The 16,700-nt window shown below is 70.4% G+C and carries 18 protein-coding genes and 1 pseudogene; 7 read left to right on the forward strand and 12 right to left on the reverse strand.

Annotated elements, in window-relative coordinates:
* Positions 1 to 226: 226 nt before the first annotated feature.
* Together P2Q00_RS22505 and P2Q00_RS22510 are read left to right on the forward strand one after the other, a co-directional pair.
* On the forward strand, positions 227 to 1,756 hold the full coding sequence (locus P2Q00_RS22505) for an LPXTG cell wall anchor domain-containing protein (protein WP_275774452.1): 1,530 nt from the start codon (positions 227 to 229) through the stop codon (positions 1,754 to 1,756).
* A 332-nt stretch (positions 1,757 to 2,088) separates the two neighbouring features.
* Positions 2,089 to 2,925, forward strand: coding sequence for an MFS transporter (locus tag P2Q00_RS22510; RefSeq protein ID WP_338059330.1), 837 nt, complete (start codon positions 2,089 to 2,091; stop codon positions 2,923 to 2,925).
* 365 nt (positions 2,926 to 3,290) lie between these two features.
* Here P2Q00_RS22510 and P2Q00_RS22515 read toward each other — a convergent pair whose 3' ends face one another.
* From P2Q00_RS22515 to P2Q00_RS22530, 4 genes are read right to left on the reverse strand one after another with little or no spacing between them, the layout of a single operon-like run.
* On the reverse strand, positions 3,291 to 4,097 hold the full coding sequence (locus tag P2Q00_RS22515; RefSeq protein WP_275774453.1) for an alpha/beta fold hydrolase: 807 nt from the start codon (positions 4,095 to 4,097) through the stop codon (positions 3,291 to 3,293).
* Positions 4,094 to 4,705: an RraA family protein gene (locus P2Q00_RS22520; protein ID WP_275774454.1), complete on the reverse strand. Its 612-nt coding sequence runs from the start codon at positions 4,703 to 4,705 to the stop codon at positions 4,094 to 4,096. Before P2Q00_RS22520 ends, P2Q00_RS22515 begins: the two co-directional genes overlap by 4 nt.
* On the reverse strand, positions 4,702 to 5,352 hold the full coding sequence (locus P2Q00_RS22525) for an RraA family protein (RefSeq protein ID WP_275774455.1): 651 nt from the start codon (positions 5,350 to 5,352) through the stop codon (positions 4,702 to 4,704). Before P2Q00_RS22525 ends, P2Q00_RS22520 begins: the two co-directional genes overlap by 4 nt.
* Positions 5,352 to 6,014: an RraA family protein gene (locus P2Q00_RS22530; protein WP_275774456.1), complete on the reverse strand. Its 663-nt coding sequence runs from the start codon at positions 6,012 to 6,014 to the stop codon at positions 5,352 to 5,354. The genes P2Q00_RS22525 and P2Q00_RS22530 overlap by 1 nt, the downstream gene beginning before the upstream one ends.
* A 74-nt stretch (positions 6,015 to 6,088) precedes the next feature.
* Between P2Q00_RS22530 and P2Q00_RS22535 the strand changes: the two genes are divergently transcribed.
* Both P2Q00_RS22535 and P2Q00_RS22540 read left to right on the forward strand, forming a co-directional pair.
* On the forward strand, positions 6,089 to 7,000 hold the full coding sequence (locus tag P2Q00_RS22535; RefSeq protein ID WP_275774457.1) for a LysR family transcriptional regulator: 912 nt from the start codon (positions 6,089 to 6,091) through the stop codon (positions 6,998 to 7,000).
* A 265-nt stretch (positions 7,001 to 7,265) separates the two neighbouring features.
* The gene (locus P2Q00_RS22540) at positions 7,266 to 7,673 is read left to right on the forward strand and encodes a hypothetical protein (protein ID WP_275774458.1); all 408 of its coding nucleotides are present in this window, start codon (positions 7,266 to 7,268) and stop codon (positions 7,671 to 7,673) included.
* Here the strand turns inward: P2Q00_RS22540 and P2Q00_RS22545 are convergent.
* Genes P2Q00_RS22545 through P2Q00_RS22555 form a run of 3 tightly spaced genes read right to left on the reverse strand, consistent with a single transcriptional unit; the run spans position 7,652 to position 9,138 of the window.
* Positions 7,652 to 8,287, reverse strand: coding sequence for a dihydrofolate reductase family protein (locus P2Q00_RS22545; RefSeq protein ID WP_275774459.1), 636 nt, complete (start codon positions 8,285 to 8,287; stop codon positions 7,652 to 7,654). The genes P2Q00_RS22540 and P2Q00_RS22545 overlap by 22 nt on opposite strands.
* Positions 8,287 to 8,793 (reverse strand): SRPBCC family protein, encoded by a 507-nt coding sequence (locus P2Q00_RS22550; RefSeq protein WP_275774460.1) that lies wholly within the window; start codon positions 8,791 to 8,793, stop codon positions 8,287 to 8,289. Before P2Q00_RS22550 ends, P2Q00_RS22545 begins: the two co-directional genes overlap by 1 nt.
* Before the next feature lie 3 nt (positions 8,794 to 8,796).
* Entirely contained in the window at positions 8,797 to 9,138 is a 342-nt protein-coding gene (locus P2Q00_RS22555) for an ArsR/SmtB family transcription factor (protein ID WP_128376371.1), read from the reverse strand.
* A gap of 120 nt (positions 9,139 to 9,258) precedes the next feature.
* On the opposite strand from P2Q00_RS22555, the gene P2Q00_RS22560 reads away from it, so the two are divergent.
* Together P2Q00_RS22560 and P2Q00_RS22565 are read left to right on the forward strand one after the other, a co-directional pair.
* Complete coding sequence (locus P2Q00_RS22560) at positions 9,259 to 9,414, forward strand: hypothetical protein (protein WP_275774461.1); 156 nt, start codon at positions 9,259 to 9,261, stop codon at positions 9,412 to 9,414.
* A gap of 161 nt (positions 9,415 to 9,575) precedes the next feature.
* The gene (locus P2Q00_RS22565) at positions 9,576 to 10,064 is read left to right on the forward strand and encodes a GNAT family N-acetyltransferase (protein WP_275774462.1); all 489 of its coding nucleotides are present in this window, start codon (positions 9,576 to 9,578) and stop codon (positions 10,062 to 10,064) included.
* Positions 10,065 to 10,538: 474 nt separating this feature from the next.
* Here the strand turns inward: P2Q00_RS22565 and P2Q00_RS22570 are convergent, their stop codons facing one another.
* Positions 10,539 to 11,759, reverse strand: coding sequence for a metallophosphoesterase (locus P2Q00_RS22570; protein WP_275774463.1), 1,221 nt, complete (start codon positions 11,757 to 11,759; stop codon positions 10,539 to 10,541).
* Positions 11,760 to 11,831: 72 nt separating this feature from the next.
* Between P2Q00_RS22570 and P2Q00_RS22575 the strand changes: the two genes are divergently transcribed.
* On the forward strand, positions 11,832 to 12,512 hold the full coding sequence (locus tag P2Q00_RS22575) for a PAS domain-containing protein (RefSeq protein WP_425579502.1): 681 nt from the start codon (positions 11,832 to 11,834) through the stop codon (positions 12,510 to 12,512).
* A 20-nt stretch (positions 12,513 to 12,532) separates the two neighbouring features.
* Here P2Q00_RS22575 and P2Q00_RS22580 read toward each other — a convergent pair.
* The 4 genes and pseudogenes from P2Q00_RS22580 to P2Q00_RS22595 form a co-directional block, all read right to left on the reverse strand.
* Positions 12,533 to 12,987, reverse strand: a pseudogene (locus P2Q00_RS22580) (transposase); the annotation flags it as partial.
* A gap of 58 nt (positions 12,988 to 13,045) precedes the next feature.
* Positions 13,046 to 14,569: an acetaldehyde dehydrogenase ExaC gene (gene exaC, locus P2Q00_RS22585; RefSeq protein WP_275774464.1), complete on the reverse strand. Its 1,524-nt coding sequence runs from the start codon at positions 14,567 to 14,569 to the stop codon at positions 13,046 to 13,048.
* Between the two features lie 111 nt (positions 14,570 to 14,680).
* Positions 14,681 to 15,976 carry a GAF domain-containing protein gene (locus P2Q00_RS22590; protein WP_275774465.1) on the reverse strand — a complete coding sequence of 432 codons (1,296 nt, stop codon included), beginning with the start codon at positions 15,974 to 15,976 and terminating at the stop codon, positions 14,681 to 14,683.
* A 106-nt stretch (positions 15,977 to 16,082) separates the two neighbouring features.
* On the reverse strand, positions 16,083 to 16,682 hold the full coding sequence (locus P2Q00_RS22595; RefSeq protein WP_275774466.1) for an N-acetylmuramoyl-L-alanine amidase: 600 nt from the start codon (positions 16,680 to 16,682) through the stop codon (positions 16,083 to 16,085).
* Positions 16,683 to 16,700 lie beyond the last annotated feature (18 nt).

A 16,700-nucleotide genomic window follows, 5' to 3' on the forward strand; every position in this document is an offset into this window, starting at 1 on the left:
CTGCCTGCCGCTTCTCCCGGACAAGCTTGACGACGCACACATGCGGCGCCGCCGGGCGCACTCCCCGCCTCTGGGCATGCGCCGCTTCCTGCGAACGGACAGGTGCTTGGGGGGCTTCACTGACTTCTGTCACTGAGCCCAGGGCGGTCGCTCGTCAGAGGCGGCTGGGCAACTTTCGGAGTGTCTCGCGCGTCAAATGTGCATGAAAGCCAAGGGCAAGGTGTTCGTGGCAGTGCCGGCTGCCGTGGTGCTCGCCCTGGCGCCCTGTCCAGCCGCCGGGGCCGACGATCCGTCTGCGACGCCGTCGCCCCTGCCGACGCAGGCATACGCGACGATCGAGGCGGAAAAGCAGCTCAACGTGGGGTCGGCGGCGCAGTCGGCCGATGTGAGCTGGATGTTCTGGGACGGCGGAGCGCAGGTCCCTGTACCCATGAACGACACGCTCGTCATCGACGCACGTGACCTGACGGGCATCGCAGGCGTCGCGGTCGACGACCCGAGATGCAAGGCCGACGGGCAGGTCATCACCTGCGTCAACTCGGATGCCACACAGAGCCGTTCGGTGCACTTCACCGTGCGTGCGGACGCGGACGCGAGGCTCGGCGACAGCGGCACGATCAAGTACACGCTGACCGCCGACAAGGCCACCGGCGCCACCGCGAATGCGAAGGTGGTCGTCGGCATTCCGAACCTGGTCGTCGGCAAGGTCCCTGATGTGTCCCACGCCAAGATCGGGTCCCGGGTCGCTCTTCCGCTCCAGCTCCGCAACACCGGGGATCTGGCCACCGACCGGCGCGTCATGGTGCGGTGGGAATCGGAGGGTGGTCTGGCCTTCGACCGGAAGTTCTCCAACTGCACCTACGGCGAAGGCGACGATGCGGTCGAACCGGGCGGCCACGCATCCGTCACCTGCATCTTCACGGCGCCCGTGCCCGCCCTGGCCACCGTGGAGCTGAGCAGCCCCCTGACCGCCACCGTCGGCAAGCGTGTCCTGAACGCCGTGACCGACTACTCGGTCACCCTCCTCAGGCCGAACGTACAACCCGGCGGCGGCAGCGAGCGGGGCACCGGACCCGCACTCACCCTGGTCCCGGCCTCCGGGTCGGGGAGCGGATTCGAGACCGGTGCCAAGGGCCAGTTCACCGTCTCGGCCGACAACTCCGCGGATCTCGCCGCCACCGCCACGGCCAAGCCCGGCCGCAAGGCGGGTGAATGGACCCTGGAGCTCCACGCCGTCAACCAGGGTCCGGCTTCCGTGTACAGCATCACCGGCAAGGCCGTTGCCCTGATCGACGTCGTCCTGCCCAAGGGCACGGTCGCGACCGGCAACGCATTCGAGGAGGACGAGGACACCCCGTACGGCCAGTGCCTGCTCCGGGTCAGCAACACCAGGACGGCACCCTTCGAGGCGGGGCACCGGCATTACGTGTGCCCCGTGCCGTTCGGCGTCGCCGCCGGCAAGAGCCAGCTGTTCGTACTGTGGGGGAAGACCACCAAGGGGTACGACGGCGCCAAGGGCACGGCGACCGTGCGTCCCGGCCCGGCCGGCATCCCGCTCCATGATCCGGACGCCTCCGACGACAGCGTCACCTTCGCCTTCGACGCGTCGGCAACACCGACCGCGACGGCGTCGTCCGACGGCATCCTGGCCGCCACGGGCGCGGGCCGAACGGCACTCATCGCCACCGCGGCGGGCTGCGCCGCCCTGCTGGGCGGTGCGGTCTTCGTCGTCCGTCGGCGCAGGCGTTCGCACTGAGCGCCGGACGGTGCCTCAGGTATCCGTGAAACGAGGCCAGTTCGGTCAGACGGCGGGCCCCGCGGCCCAGGCGTCGGCTCGATGGTGCCGCACGGCGTCCATTGGACAGGTTCCACCTGTGCCCGCCGGCGGTTTCGCCGCCCAGAGCACCGAGCCCGTGCCCGAAGCCGGGGGCCGTTTGCGTGTGGTGCTCCTGATGGCCGGCAGTTGTCTGCCGGTGCTTGGCGCGGTGCTGCTCGCTCCTGTGTTGCCGAAGCTGCAGGAGCGGTTCGCGACGGTGCCCGATGCGGACGAGCTGGTCCCGATGATCCTGACGATCCCGGCGCGGTGTCGTGATCGATCGGCTGGGGCGCGAGCGTCTGCTGGTCGTCGCAACCACTTTGTACGCGCTGTTCGGCACAGCACCGCTGTGGCTGGACTCGCTCGGTGGCATTGTGGCAAGGCGGTGGCACACACCGACTGCCTCGGACTGGCGGGCGCCGTTCCAGCTTTATGCCGTCGGGCTGCTCCTCGCGCCCGCGATGGCAGCGTTCCTGCCCAGAGCCAGACAGGACGCGGCCGTGAACGAGGCGCTCACCGCCGGGCGGCGGCGGTCTCCCGCGCGCCGGCTGGTGGGCATCTGCGTGCTGTCGGTGTTCGGTGGCATCGTCTTCTACACCGTCCGGGTGGAAACGGCCTATCTGATGAATGGCCTGGGCGTGCAATCCAGCGGCCTCATCGGCATGGTCACCGCGATCGCCAGCGCCGCCACCGTCACCGGATCCGCCATCTTCGCCTCGATGATCGGCCGGCCGGAGCGCAGACTGACCGCGATCTTCGCCCTGTGCGGAGCCGGGCTCGTGGTGATCGGCCTGGCCCAGAGCATGGCGGTTCTGATCATCGGCACCTTCCTCAACTGCGTCGGCACCGGTTTCCTGCTCGCCACGCTGCTCACCTGGGCGATGTCCAAGCTGGTACACGACAACCGCGGCCGCGGCACCGGCCTGTGGACCGCGTCGTTCTTCTTCGGGCAGTTCCTGTGCCCGATCGCCCTCGTCGCCTTGGAGGCCATCACTGGCAGCCTCGCCACCGCCGTCGGCATCCTCGGCCTCGTCTCGGCAGTCGTGGCGGTCGGGCTGCTGCCCTTCCTTCGCCGGACGGCAGCCGAGCGAGAATTCCCAAGGGTGTGACCTGGTACGGGCGTCGTGGTGGATCTTTCCATGGGCGGGTCGTTGAAGGACTCCCTGGTGACCAGCTCGTTCATGGGTTCGCGACGCCACCTGGTCGCTGACCTCGGGCCGACCAGGTGTCCTTGTCCAGCAGCTCGAGCTCGGTGGTGTTGGCACCCGCCATCTGCCGGCCCAGGCCCCAGAGCTCCTTGAAGGCCTGGGGCCGTTCGTTGCGGTCAGAACGCGCCGGGGGTGCGGCCGAGGGTGTTGTCGAGGTCGCGGGGGTCGGCGCCCGCTCCGGCGGGTCGCAGGGAGGACTGCTGGACGCGGGCGAGGGCCTTCGACGGTTGGAACGGATGCGTGAACTGCCTCGCAGGTGGGCGTGGTCAGGAGTCGGTGCGTGCGTGGAATGCGGCGATGCGGTCCCACATCCACACGGGGTTGGCGTACATCGGCCAGTGCCCGCTGTGCGGGACCTCGGCCAACTCGACGCCGTTCGCGGCGAGTTCGGGCAGGTAGGACAGGTGCGCGTTCTGCTCGCCGTACATGAACAGGCGCGGGAAGGGCAGAGAGAGGAACTTCGCCAGCAGGTCGCCGTGGTCGGACAGTTCGACCATCGACTCGAAGATCCCGCGCACCGCGCCGGGGCGCACCTTGTGCAGCAGACTTGCCGCGTACAGGGCGCTGGAGGACTCGGTCGAACGGCGGGCCCGCTCGACGAAGCCGTTGAAAAAGCCCTCGTCGTCGGCCGCGGGATGCGTGACGATCTGCCGGCTCAGGAAGCACTCCTCCGGAGTGACGTTCCCCTCGATGTCGACGAAGCTCAGCACACGGTACGGCTCTTGGTGGGCGAGCATGAGCGCGGTCAGGCCGCCCATGGAGTGGCCGACGACATGGAACCGCTCGATGCCCGACTGCCGCAGTACCTCCTGGGCGGTCCTCACCAGGAACGGGATCGAGACCTTCGCAGGATCCGCGCACACCGTCTCCCCGCAGCCCGGGGCGTCGTAGGCGAGGAACGGGCGCCCTGTGAAGGCCGGTTGGTGCAGGAAGTCGACGTAGTCCTCCTTCGTCGATCCGAAGCCGTGGAGGAAGACGACGGGAGCGAGGTCGCCGTCCCGACGGACGGTGGCGATCCGTAGGGCCGTGTCGTCGACGCGCAGGCTGACGTGCTCATGGGTGAGACGGCTCATGGCGTGCTCCCTGAGCCGAGGCGGTAGTACTCGAGGGTCGTCACGCCGCCGCGGATCGCTGCGAGCGCGCGCTGCTCCGCGGCGACCCGTTCGTCCGACCGATCCAGGGTCTCGGCCACTGCTTCGGCCCGCAGGACGACCACGCCGTCCGCGTCGCCGACGACGAGGTCTCCGGGTCGTACGACCACTCCGCCGACGCGGACGGGGACGTCGAAGGTGCCGGGGTGGTCCTTGCCGGTGCCGACGACGGTGATGTGACGGGCGAAGACCGGGAAGTCCAGCTCGGCCTGCTCGGCGGTGTCGCGTACGCCGCCGTCCACGACCAGGCCGAGGATGCCGCGCTGCTGGGCGGCGACGGCGAGGATCTCGCCCAAGTGACCGTGCCGGGCGCCCTGGAGGTCGACGACGAGGACGCTGCCGGCGGGGGCGGCGGCGACCGCGCGGTGCAGGGCGAGGTTGTCGCCGCCGATGCCCTGCACGGTGAACGCGGGGCCGGCCACCCGGGCGCCCTGCCAGGAGGGGCGCAGACCCGGGTCGCAGGCGTGGGCGGCACCGGCGGAGGCCTCGAACAGGGTGGCGGTGCTGTGTCCGCGGGCCGCGTCGGTCATGCCCTGCTCCTCGTCTGGAGCCGGTGGTAGCCGAACTTCTCCCGGGCCTCGCGCAGGGCGCCGCCCGCGCGTGCGGCGGAGACGATGCCGGACTCCACCCGCTCGATGCGCTCGGCGATGTCGACGACGCGCTCGGCCTCGGCGGCGGGGACGGCGAGCACTCCGTCGGCATCGGCACAGATCAGAGCGCCGACGTGGATCTCGACGCCGTTGACGGTCACCGGCTCGCCGACGGCGACCAGACGCACCCGGTCCTTGCCGGTGCGCATGAAACGACCGCGGCTGAAAAGCGGGTAGTTCTGGGTCAGCGAGACGGACACGTCGCGGCAGACGCCGTTGATCACGGTGCCGGCGATGCCGCGGGCGGCCGCGACCTCGGTCATGATGCCGCCCCAGACGGTGACGTCGGTACGGCCGGCGTTGTCGATGACGATGACTGCGCCCGGCGGGACGTCGTCGAGGAAGTCACCGACCGTGCCGGCACCGGTCTCGTCGACCGGCGCATAGCGGACGGTGAACGCGGGACCCACTGCCCGGAAGCCGTTCGACAGGGGAGCCAGGCCGTGCAACGCGCCCTCGACGCCGATCCGGTCCAGGGCGTCCGAGACGGCGGCGGTGGGCAGGGCACGCAGGCGTTCCACGAGCATCAGCGGGCCTCCGTCCCGGCCAGGCGGGCGTCCCGCATCGCGTCCGGCAGCGGGACACCGGCCCGGACCTCGGCCTCGATCGCGGCCTCCCGGTCCGCGACGGCCTGAGCAGCCTTGAGTACGTCGCCCGCCCGCTCGCGGGGTATGACCACGACGCCGCCCTCGTCCGCCAGGACGACGTCGCCGGGGTGGACAGTGACGCCGCCGATGGCGACCGGTTCGCCGGACGACTTCTGCCGCACCCGGCCGCGCGCGGTCACGGGGACCTGGGCGCGGGCGTAGACCGGGAAGTCGAGCTCCCGGGCCTGGCCGACGTCCCGGCACGCGCCGTCGGTGATCACGCCCCGGACACCGCGCACCGAGGCGCCGACGCTGACGATGCCGCCCCAGGAGGAGACGTCCGTACGGCCGCCGTTGGCGATCACGATGACGTCCGTGGGACCGGACTCGGCGATCGTGCCGGTGAGGACGTGGGCGCCACCGTGTTCGCCGGCCAGGGGCTCCAGCTCGATGGTCCGCGCGAACCCGGCCACCTTGGGTCGGCCCCACATGGGCCGCAGACCGCCCTGGCCCGGAGGGAGACCGCACTGGTCGAGGGCGTCGGACACGGCGGCCGTGTCCAGGGCCGTGAACTGCGCCAACAAGGCTGCTTCAGCTGTCATGCCCCTCAGTGAAGCAAGAGCGTTCCATATACTGAAGGTCTGATTTCCTCTCCCACTCATAGGCGGAGCGACTGATGATCGAGGTCCGCCAAGCCCGCTACTTCCTCGCTGTCGCGGAGACCCTGCACTTCGGGCGCGCCGCGGAGCAGCTCGGCATGTCGCAGCCGCCGCTGAGCCAGGCGATCCTTCAGCTGGAACGGCAGCTGGGGGTGCAGCTGCTCGATCGCACGGGGCGCAGGGTCAAGCTCACCGAGACCGGGCGGGCGTTCGCGGAGGAGTGCCGCACGCTCGTGGCGGCCGCCCAGCACGCCCACGAGGTGGCCACGCAGGCCGGGGCGGGCCTGGTGGGCACGCTGCGCGTGGGCGTGGTGACGTCGGCGCTCAGTGAGCCGCTGCTGAGCACCCTCGCCGAGTTCCGACGTGCTCGGCCTCGCGTCGAGTTGCAGATCATGGAGGTCGACACCGGGGTCGGGCAGGAGGCGATCGGCCGACATGAGATCGACATCGCCGTCATCCGGCCCAGCGCACCGGTCCGCGGCCTGCGCATGCGGCCCTGGCGCCACGACCAGTTCGTCATCGCGCTGCCGCGGCAGCACCCCCTGGCCGGGGACACCAGCAAGCCCATCGACCTCTCCCGCTTCGCCGACGAGCCGTGGGTCTGGCTGCGCCGCGAGGCGTCACCCGACTACCACGACCAGCTCATGGCGACCTGCCGCCGGGCGGGCTTCACCCCCGACGCGCGCCATCTCGCCAACTCGATCCTGACGCAACTGGCCATGGTGGCCTGCAGCCTCGGCGTCACCCTCGTACCGAACGTCACCGCCGCGCGCTCCTTCGACCACCCCATCGCCTACCGGCCCCTCACGGACCCCGCCGACATCGTCGAACTCTCCCTGGTCACCCGGTCCGGCACACACGAACCGCTGGTCCAGGAGTTCCTGCGCATCGCATCGGGCCGGCCGCTCGGCGCAGCGCATCGCGGTTGACCGGGACACGGCGGCGTTCGCCTCGGCCGTGTCGGCCCGCCGGCCGACGTCACTCCGGCGGCTCTCTTCCTCGCCGGTGACGAAGCCGCCTACATCACCGGCGCCAACATCGTGTATCGGTGCTCAATCTTGAACTGCGCCGTGGCAAATCCGCGAACGCCCCTATCGTCAGAAGGGGTTTGAGGTTCGCTGGACGGTCAACGGTCGGGAGGAGCCCGAGCCCTTCCTCACCAAGGGCCTCGCAGAAAGCCGCCGGGCCAAGCTGATGACCGCCGCTCGCGACGACGGGCCGTTCGATCCGCAGACAGGTCTGCAGGCCTTCGGGTGCCACGCGGCGTTCAGCGGCCCCCACACGATTGCCGCGGCGCTGCTCGACGGCGGCCTCGGCGCGTCTCACGAGGACTTCACCGACGCCGTCGCCCGTGACTCCCGCCGCCTCGCCCTGGCCGCCCTGCTGCGCTGCGTCGAGGACGAGCGCTGCAGCGCGTCGTTCCGGTACGCCTTCCCTGCCGCCCTGCGCGTGACCACTCGCACGGGCGAGGAGCTCGAGGCCCGCGTCGCGGCCCGAACGCTCGCCCTTCCTGACGCTCAGAGCGCCGAGGATCTCACCGCGCTGCTGACCTCGGCGGGGGAGCGCCGAGATCGAGACGGTTACCGCTCCCGGACTGCGTAGGTCAGGTGGGTAACCCGCTGCGTCGGCTCCGCGCGGACCGGCTCCAGGGCCACGCGGCCCGCGTCCACGCCCTCGAACAGGCGGATTCCGGAGCCGAACAGCAAGGGTGACAGCGCGATCGTGAACTCGTCGATCAGGCCGGCGTTCACGTACTCCAGGATCGTTGCGCCGCCGCCCGCGATGCGGACGTCCCTGTCGCCGGCGGCCTCGCGGGCCTGGTCGAGCGCGGTCTCGATGCCGTCGTTGACGAAGTGGAAGGTGGTCCCGCCCGGCCGCTCCCAGGGGTCACGCTTCTCGTGCGTCACGACGAAGGCCGGCGTGTGGAACGGCGCCTCCTCCGGCCACGCCTGCTCGCCGAGGTCGAACATGCGCTTGCCCATCACGCTCGCGCCGGTGCGCTCGAACGTCTCCCGCACGATGTCGTTGTCGCGCCCTTCCTCGCCGCCCTCGCCGAGCTTCAGGTTCTCCTGGAAGAACCGCAGCGGGAATATCCACTGCTGCAGCTCCATCCACTGCGCCATCCAGCGCTGCGCATCCGGGTCGCCCATGTGCTCCTCGGGCGCAATGAACCCGTCCAGCGACATCGTCACGCTGAAGAACACCTTCCCGGCCATCAGTCCTCAGCTCCCTTCCGAACGATCTCGGTGACGTAGGCAGCCAGGTGGCTCAGGGTCTGCCGGCCGCCTTCGATCGCGTGGTACTTCTCGACCGCCTCGTCGCGCAGCTCCTTGGTGGGGAACACCGTGCGCATCTCGATCCGGGTCGCCGCACCGTCGGGCGCGAACGTCAGGACCGACTCGAAGGCGTTCGGGTCGCCGCGGGACTCACCGTGCAGCAGCGCGATCCGCTCCGGCGGGGCGATCTCGGTCCAGGAGATCCACTCCTGGTAGTCCGTCCCGTCCGGTCCGTGCAGCACGAAGTCCCACTCCCCGCCGACGCGGAACTCGAACGCCCGCGTGGTGGTGGTGAACCCCTCCGGTCCCCACCACCGCGACAGGTGCCGCACCTCGGTGAACGCCTCGAACACCAGCTCCCGTGGGGCGTCGATGACCCGGGAGATCACGATCTCGCGGTCGGCCGTCGCGGACTGCGTAGGCGCTCCTCGTCCCGTCGCGCTCATCGGCTACTCCTCCTGCCTTGCCTGCTTGAGGTCCTGCACGTATGCGTCCAGCCGGTCGAAGCTCTCGTTCCAGAACCGCTCGAACCCGCCGGCCCACTCGTGAACCGGTCGCAGCCCACGGGCGTCAAGGCCGTACAGGCGCTGCTTGCCTGCCTTGCGGTCCCGCACCAGCCCGACCTCCCGGAGCACCCGCAGGTGTTTGGACGCCCCCGGCTGGGTCATCCCCAGCTCCTGGGCCAACTCGGTCACCGGCCGCTCACCCGCCCGCAACAGCACCAGGATCTCCCGGCGCTGCGGCTCGGCGATCGCGTTGAAGACGTCCGACGTCGTCGCTGCTCGTGCCATGGGCGCCATCGTATGCCGATATCGGCATACGTCAAGCCGGAGGGATCAGGCGGGTCTTGTCAGACGACGATCGTGACCCTTGGGCGCCTGACGGGCATCTTTCCTGGTCAGGCGCCCTTTATGCGCGTCGAGAAGAACCCGAGCTTCTTCGGCGAGTACGACACCAGCAGGTTCTTCGTCTGCTGGTGGTACAGCGCAAGCAGCCCGCTGCACTGCGAATATGGCAGCCGTGGGGATCTGCCGGGACTGCCGGCCCGGGAATGGTCCGGATCTTGACTGATGCAGACCTTGGGGCTGCGGCTCTGTTGGATTGGCCGTCGCCGCTGACGTGGCCGATCGGGGCCTGGGCGAGCGGTTCCCGGGAGCGGTGCAGGGATGCCTGCCCGAGCAGCCGACCCGCCGCCGGAAGGCGGCCCCCGGTGCGAAATACTCTCCCGATGAGTTCACGCACTTCCCCGATCAGCCAGCCGATCACGATACGGAGGGCAGTCGCGCGGGATGCCAAACGGCTCACGCGGCTTGTGCGTGGCTCAGGCGCCTACGAGGGCAAGTACGCATCCGCAGTGGCGGGCTACCGGGTCGGTCCTGACTACATCGAAGCCCACCGCGCCTTCGTAGCCGTGGGCGCCGACAAGCATGGAGGCCGGGTCCTCGGGTTCTACTCGCTCGTCCTCGCTCCACCGGAGCTCGACCTGCTGTTCGTCGCCGACGAAGTGCAAGGACGGGGTATTGGACGGCTGCTCGTCGCGCACATGCAGTCCGAGGCCCGTGCCGCCGGGCTCGACTGTGTCAAGGTCGTGTCGCATCTTCCCGCCGAGGGCTTCTACCACCGCGTTGGCGCATTGCGGACCGGGACCGCGCTCGCGAACCCGCCCGCCGTGCCGTGGGACCGTCCCGAATTCGAGTTCCGCATTCCTTCGGAATGACGCGGTGTGCCGGTTCGCAGGGCACCGGCTTCGCCTGCACGGTGGCCGGCATGCAGGAGCCGCTGGACGCCGCGCACTTCGTGTGTGCCGTCGCCTCTGCCCTGGCGAGGTGATCGCCTGCGCCAGCGGCCTCTCCTGGCGACTCCCTCGCCTCCGGTACTCCCGAGGCCATCGACATCGCGTACACCTCGGCTCGCTCCACACACGATGGCGATGGTCCTGCCGGAGCCGGCGGAGGCGGTGGAGGTCAGGCCGTAGGCCGACTGCAGGTCGCTGGGGCCGTAGCCGGTGGGGGAGTCCGCGGCGGCGTTCCGCCGGACGGTCTGGGGTGCGATGCCCCTTCTTCGCCGCCTGCTCTTCCTGGAAGGCGGTGGTGCCGCTGGTGATGCGCAGGGCGTTGCAGGATGCGTAGCCCTTCTTCGGGGTGTCGGCGCACTGCAGCATCTCCAGGCGGAACTGCCGGCGCGCCCAGCGCTACGGCGTGGGGGTCCGCTGCGGGGAGCGGAGTACGAGCAGGGTGATCTCACTCGGGGCGAAGACGCGGAAGGGCGGGCCCCAGAAGCCGGTGCCACGGCTGGTGTAGAGCAGGGTGCGGGTGCCGTGGCGGCTGAGGCCGGCGAGGGCGGGCTGGTCGATGCGGACCAGGTGGTGGAAGGGCCAGATCTGGCCACCGTGGGTGTGGCCGGAGAGTTGGAGGTCGACGCCGCCGGCTGCCGCCCGGTCGACGAACTTGGGCTGGTGGGCCAGGAGCAGGACGGGGTGGTCGGGGTCGGTGCCGTGCAGGGCTCCGGCGAGGTGGGCGCCGTGGCCGGCGAGGCCGGAGGACTCGGCGGTGACGTCATCCACTCCGGCGACCACGAGGGTGTCGCCACCGCGTTCGAGCAGCAGATGGCGGTTGCGCAGCGGCTCCCAGCCCAGCTCGTCCATCAGGTCGACCCAGCCCTGGGCCTCGCTGTAGTACTCGTGGTTGCCAGTGACGTAGACCCGGGCCTGGGTGGCCTGCACGGTGCCGAGTGGGGCGGCCTGGGCGCGGCGGCGTTCGGCCGTGCCGTCCGCGATGTCGCCGGTGTGGCAGACCAGGTCGGCCTCCAGCGTGTTGACCGTCTCGCAGACCCGCGCCGACCAGCGGGCGCGGTCGAGCGGGCCGTAGTGGGTGTCGGTGATGAGGACGACGCGCGTGCCGTCCAACCCGGCCCCCAGGCGCGGCAGTTGCACGTCCAGGCGGCGTACCCGTGGTACCCGGCGGGCCTCGGCGTACCCCCAGGCGAGTAGTACGGCGGTGACGCCGAGGACGGCCCAAGTGACGATGCGGGCCCGGTCCTGACTCTCGCCGACGCCGGTCACGGTCAGGGCGAGCCGCAACGGGACGCCGACCAGAAGGGACCAGGTGAACAGAACCCAGCTGGTGCCCAGCAGGGTGTCACCGACTATCGCCGCCCGGTCCTGCTGGCGTCGGCCGTGGCCGCGCACCATCGCGAGCGGCATACCGATCAGGCCGAGGGCGAACAGGGCGGTGCCGGCGAGCGTGACAGGGAGCGGCCAGTGCTGGCCGGTGTGCAGCAGCAGCCAGCAGGGCACGGTCCACAGCAGGACGGGGGCGATCAGGGGGAGGTAGCGCATCAGGCGGAGCAGCCGGCTCTGCCGAATCGGGTGCGCTGCACTGTCGGCGAGTCGGGTTTCGCTGGTGTCGGTCACGCCACCCCTCCTTGAGCAACCAGGCTGCCTTCGCGCGCACTGTATCCGGCCTGTCCAGTTCGACCGTGCCCATTGGAGCTGGAGGCGCAGCCGCTGCTGGACCGGACGGGGGGAACCCAGTGGTTTCTGACGGCCACGGTGCCGGAGCCGGCGGCGCAGCTGCGACGGCGGGCGCTGGAGCAGTTCCCCGTTCCGATGACGCTCTTCGATCAGGACGGCCTCGCTGTGTCCGCGACCTCTGCCATGGAAGCGGCGCCGCTGGGCAGGCCTGAGTCGGACCTGGTGGGCCGACAGGTGGGGGAGTCGGGCCGCGGGCTGCGACGGCTGCCGGGCTTCGAGGGGATCGACGAGGCGGTCGTGCGGGTCCTGCGCACGGGTGAGCCGATGCCGTACGAGGCATGGCTGCGCGTGCCCGGCGAGCCCCGTGAGCACGCGTGGCTCGTGTCTCTCAGCCCGCTCAGGGACGACGCGGGAGGCCCATTTCGTGAAGAAGCCCTCAAGCGTGCGGCAGCTGGAGCCGCGCACCTCCCGGCATGTCGTCGGGATGTCGGCCGCCACCTCGGTCAACGGGTGACACACCCTGTTCGGTCACTTCCCCAGGCGGGCAGCGCTGCTGGAAGCCCCCGCCGCGGACCCCACCTCTTCAATCGCTTCATGGGCATGCTCTTCTACTGCCTCCAGCACGGCCAGCTCTACGACGAGCTCAAGGCATTTCCGATCCATCCGGACGATCGTTCCGCCTCTGCGGCTTGACTCTTATCCGCGTGGGATGTCTTGTCCGCCCGGACCACCTCTGGCCTGGTGCGGGGCCGTCCGCGTCGGCGCGGAACACGTAGACGTGCCATCACCTGCGCGAAAGCGGGTGCGTCGCCGGCCTGTCCGGCGGTGAGATGGAAGGCCCGAGGACGACAGCTGCCGTCGGCGGCGAGGTGGATCTTCGTGGTCAATCCGCCGCGGGACCGGCCGAGGGCGTGGTCTGCCGGTTCGCTGGCCGGGGCCTCTTTTTGCGGGCCCAGCTGCCGTTGACAGCCCACATCCGCAGCCGGTTGTAGACGCCGCGCCAGTTTCCGTACTTCTCCGGCAGGTGCACCCACTGCGTTCCGGTCTGGAACTTGAAGGCGATCGCGTCGATCACCTCCCGGTGATCCCTCCAGCGACCACCCCGCATCGGCGTCCGGTCCGGGAGCAACGGCTCGATCCGTGCACAACCGGGCCGTTCTCTGAGCAGGCCCGGCGGAAGGCGCCTGCCTGGTAAATGACCAGGTCAGGCGCCTTCATTTGTGCGTCTAGAAGAAGCCCAGCTTCTTTGGCGAGTAGCTCACCAGCAGGTTCTTCGTCTGCTGATAGTGCTCCAGCATCATCTTGTGCGTCTCGCGCCCGATGCCCGAGCCCTTGTAACCGCCGAACGCCGCGTGCGCCGGGTAGGCGTGGTAGCAGTTCGTCCAGACGCGGCCCGCCTGGATGGAACGGCCCGCGCGGTAGGCGGTGTTGATGTCGCGCGTCCACACGCCGGCCCCGAGGCCGTAGAGGGTGTCGTTGGCGATCTTCATGGCGTCGTCGAAGTCGTCGAAGGAGGTCACCGAGACGACCGGTCCGAAGATCTCCTCCTGGAAGATCCGCATGCGGTTGTCGCCCTCGAAGATGGTCGGCTGGACGTAGTAGCCGCCCTTCAACTCGCCGTCGTGCTCAATGCGTTCGCCGCCGGTGAGGATCTTGGCGCCCTCCTGCCGGCCGATGTCCAGGTAGGAGAGGATCTTCTCCAGCTGGTCGTTGGAGGCCTGCGCGCCGATCATCGTGTCCGTGTCGAGGGGGTGGCCGGTCTTGATCTGCTCGGTGCGGGCGACCGCCGCCTCCATGAACTCGGCGTAGTGGCCGCGCTGGACCAGCGCCCGGGAGGGGCAGGTGCACACCTCGCCCTGGTTGAGGGCGAACATCGTGAAGCCTTCGAGCGCCTTGTCCCGGAAGACGTCGTCGTGCGCCGTGACGTCCTCGAAGAAGATGTTCGGGGACTTGCCGCCGAGTTCCAGGGTGACCGGGGTGATGTTCTCCGAGGCGTACTGCATGATCAGTCGGCCGGTCGTGGTCTCCCCGGTGAACGCCACCTTCGCCACCCGGGGGCTGGACGCCAGTGGTTTGCCCGCCTCCACACCGAAGCCGTTGACGATGTTGAGGACGCCCGGCGGGAGCAGGTCGGCGACCAGGCTCAGCCAGTAGTGGATGGACGCCGGGGTCTGCTCGGCCGGCTTCAGCACGACCGCGTTGCCCGCCGCCAGCGCGGGCGCCAGCTTCCAGGTCGCCATCAGGATCGGGAAGTTCCACGGGATGATCTGCGCGACCACGCCGAGCGGCTCGTGGAAGTGGTACGCCACAGTGTCCTCGTCGACCTCGCCGAGCGAGCCCTCCTGAGCGCGGATCGCGCCCGCGAAATAGCGGAAGTGGTCGATGGCCAGGGGGATGTCGGCGGCCAGCGTCTCACGCACCGGCTTGCCGTTCTCCCAGCTCTCGGCGACCGCCAGTTCTTCGAGGTTCGCCGCCATTCGGTCGGCGATCTTCAGCAGGATGTCGGAGCGCTCGGTGACGGACGTACGGCCCCAGCCGGGCGCCGCCGCGTGCGCCGCGTCCAGCGCCCGCTCCACATCCTCCGCCGTGCCGCGCGCGACCTCGGTGAACGGCTGCCCGTTCACCGGAGAGGGGTTCTCGAAGTACTGCCCGCGGGCCGGCGGCACGTACTCGCCCCCGATGAAGTGGTCGTAGCGCGCCTGGTAGGAGACGATCGCGCCCTCGGTGCCGGGCGCCGCGTAACGGGTCATGCTGGTCTGCCTCCTTCGAAGCGCTGCCCGCCGTTGGGCAGCTCCCGTCGGGAGGCTAGGGACGGCGACGTTGCAACTACGTTGCCGCCGGCGCCCGGGGCCTGTTGAGTGCTACACCGGCGCCGCTCCCCGGCGACCTGAGATGCCGGACCAGTTGGCCGGTGCCCTCAGTTCGTCCTCCAGTGCGGTCAGCCGGGTCCGGACCGTCGCCGTCGGCCGGACCGCGGCCAGCGCCCGCCATACGTCGAGGTCGTCCTCGCCCCAGGGCGCGTGCGCCCAGTCGGCCAGCAGGTCGGGGTCGCGGCGGGCGATCAGCGCCGTACGGAGGGCGTCGGCGAGGCGGTGCCTGAGCCGCACCACCGCGGGGGCCTGGGAGCCGGGCAGCAGCGGCCCCGCGTACGCCGTCGCTGCCGCCGTGACCGCACCGGTCTCCAGCCGCCGTTCGACCGCGGCCACGTCGCACTCGACGGGCACGGTCAGCCGGTACGGCCGCGAGGCCAGCAGCCCCGGGCCCAGCACCCTGCGCAGCCGGGCCAGTTCGGCGCGTAGCGTCACCGGCGTCACCGACTCGTCCTCGTACAGCGCGCACAGCAGCTCGTCGCCGGTCAGCCCCTCCGGGTGACGGGCCAGCAGGACGAGGATCTCGCTGTGCCGGCGGCTGAGCCTGATCCTGCGCCCGCCGGCCAGGAGTTGCGCCTCGTCCCGGCCCAGCGCCGTCAGCTCCGGCGTGTCGGCGGCGGGCCGCTCCGGCACGAGCAGTGCCAGCTGCGACTCGGCGGCGCGCGCGACCGCCTGCACGAAGCCCAGGCTGTGCGGATGCGCGAGACCGTCACCGCCGGTGATGTCCACGGCGCCGAGCACCCGTCCGGTGCGCGGATCGTGCACCGGAGCCGCCGCGCAGGTCCAGGGCTGCACACGCCGGATGAAGTGCTCGGCCGCGAAGACCTGCACCGGCCGGTCGACGGCGACCGCGGTCCCCGGCGCGTTGGTGCCCATCGCCGTCTCCGCCCAGCGGGCTCCCGGCACGAAGTTCATCCGCATGGCATCCCGCCGGGTGGCCGGATGGCCCTCGACCCACAGCAGGCTGCCGTGCGCGTCGCACACCGCGAGCAGATGCTCCCCGTCGGCCGCGAACGTCCCCATCAGCTCACGGAAGAGCGGCATCACCCGCGCCAGCGGATGCTCGGCCCGGTAGGCGCCGAGGTCACCGTCCACGAGGTCCACGCTCGCCGTGCCGTCGGGCCCCACGCCGGCCCGTGCGGAACGCCGCCACGACTCGGCCACCACCGAACGCACCGGACGCGTCACCGTGCCCACCTCGGTGAACGTCTCGTGCGCGCGACGCAGCATCCGCGCGTGCTCGGCAGGGTCGGCCCCCGGCTCCAGGGCCACCCATGGATCGGTCAACTCGGCCTCCCCGAGAGGTCATGCGGCTGAGGACATCGTCACTCCGGGTACGCGCGCCGACAACCGTTTCGACCGGTTCACCCGAACGACGGCCTTCCCGCCGCGGTCAGGCGAAGTTGACGAGCCTCATGTAGCGCGCCCAGTCCCAGTGGGGTCCGGGGTCGGTGTGGTTCGTCCCCGGCACCTGGTAGTGCCCGATGATGTGGTCCCGGTCCTTCGGGATGCCGTACTTGGTGCAGATCGCCGCGGTGAGCCTGGCCGACTGTTCGTACAGGGCGTCGGTGAAGTAGGCGGGCCGGTCCACCCAGCCCTCGTGCTCGACGCCGATGCTGTGCGTGTTGTAGTGCCAGTTCCCCGCGTGCCAGGCGATGTCGGCCTCCCGCACGCACTGCGCCACATGCCCGTCCGCCGAGCGCACCAGGTAGTGCGCGGTCACCTTCTTCTCCGGGTTCTGGAAGATGGCGAGAGTCTTGGCGTACCTCTCCTGCGTGACATGGATGATCACGTAACCGAGGGGACAGGACGCGGGGCGGTCCGACACCGTGTAGTTGGACGTGCTCGCCGGCTGCCACTCGGCGGCCGGGTAGTCGACGGCCTGGTCCTGCGCACCGGCCCGCGTCCCGGGAAGCACCGCATACGGTACGGCGGCCAGGGCGGCGCCCTTCAGGAACCGCCGCCGGGATGCGCTCGGTCTTGCTCGTTCCATGAAGCCGTGCCTTTCGAT

The sequence above is a fragment of the Streptomyces coacervatus genome (assembly GCF_029223485.1).
In the GTDB taxonomy this organism is placed as follows: Bacteria; Actinomycetota; Actinomycetes; order Streptomycetales; family Streptomycetaceae; genus Streptomyces; species Streptomyces coacervatus.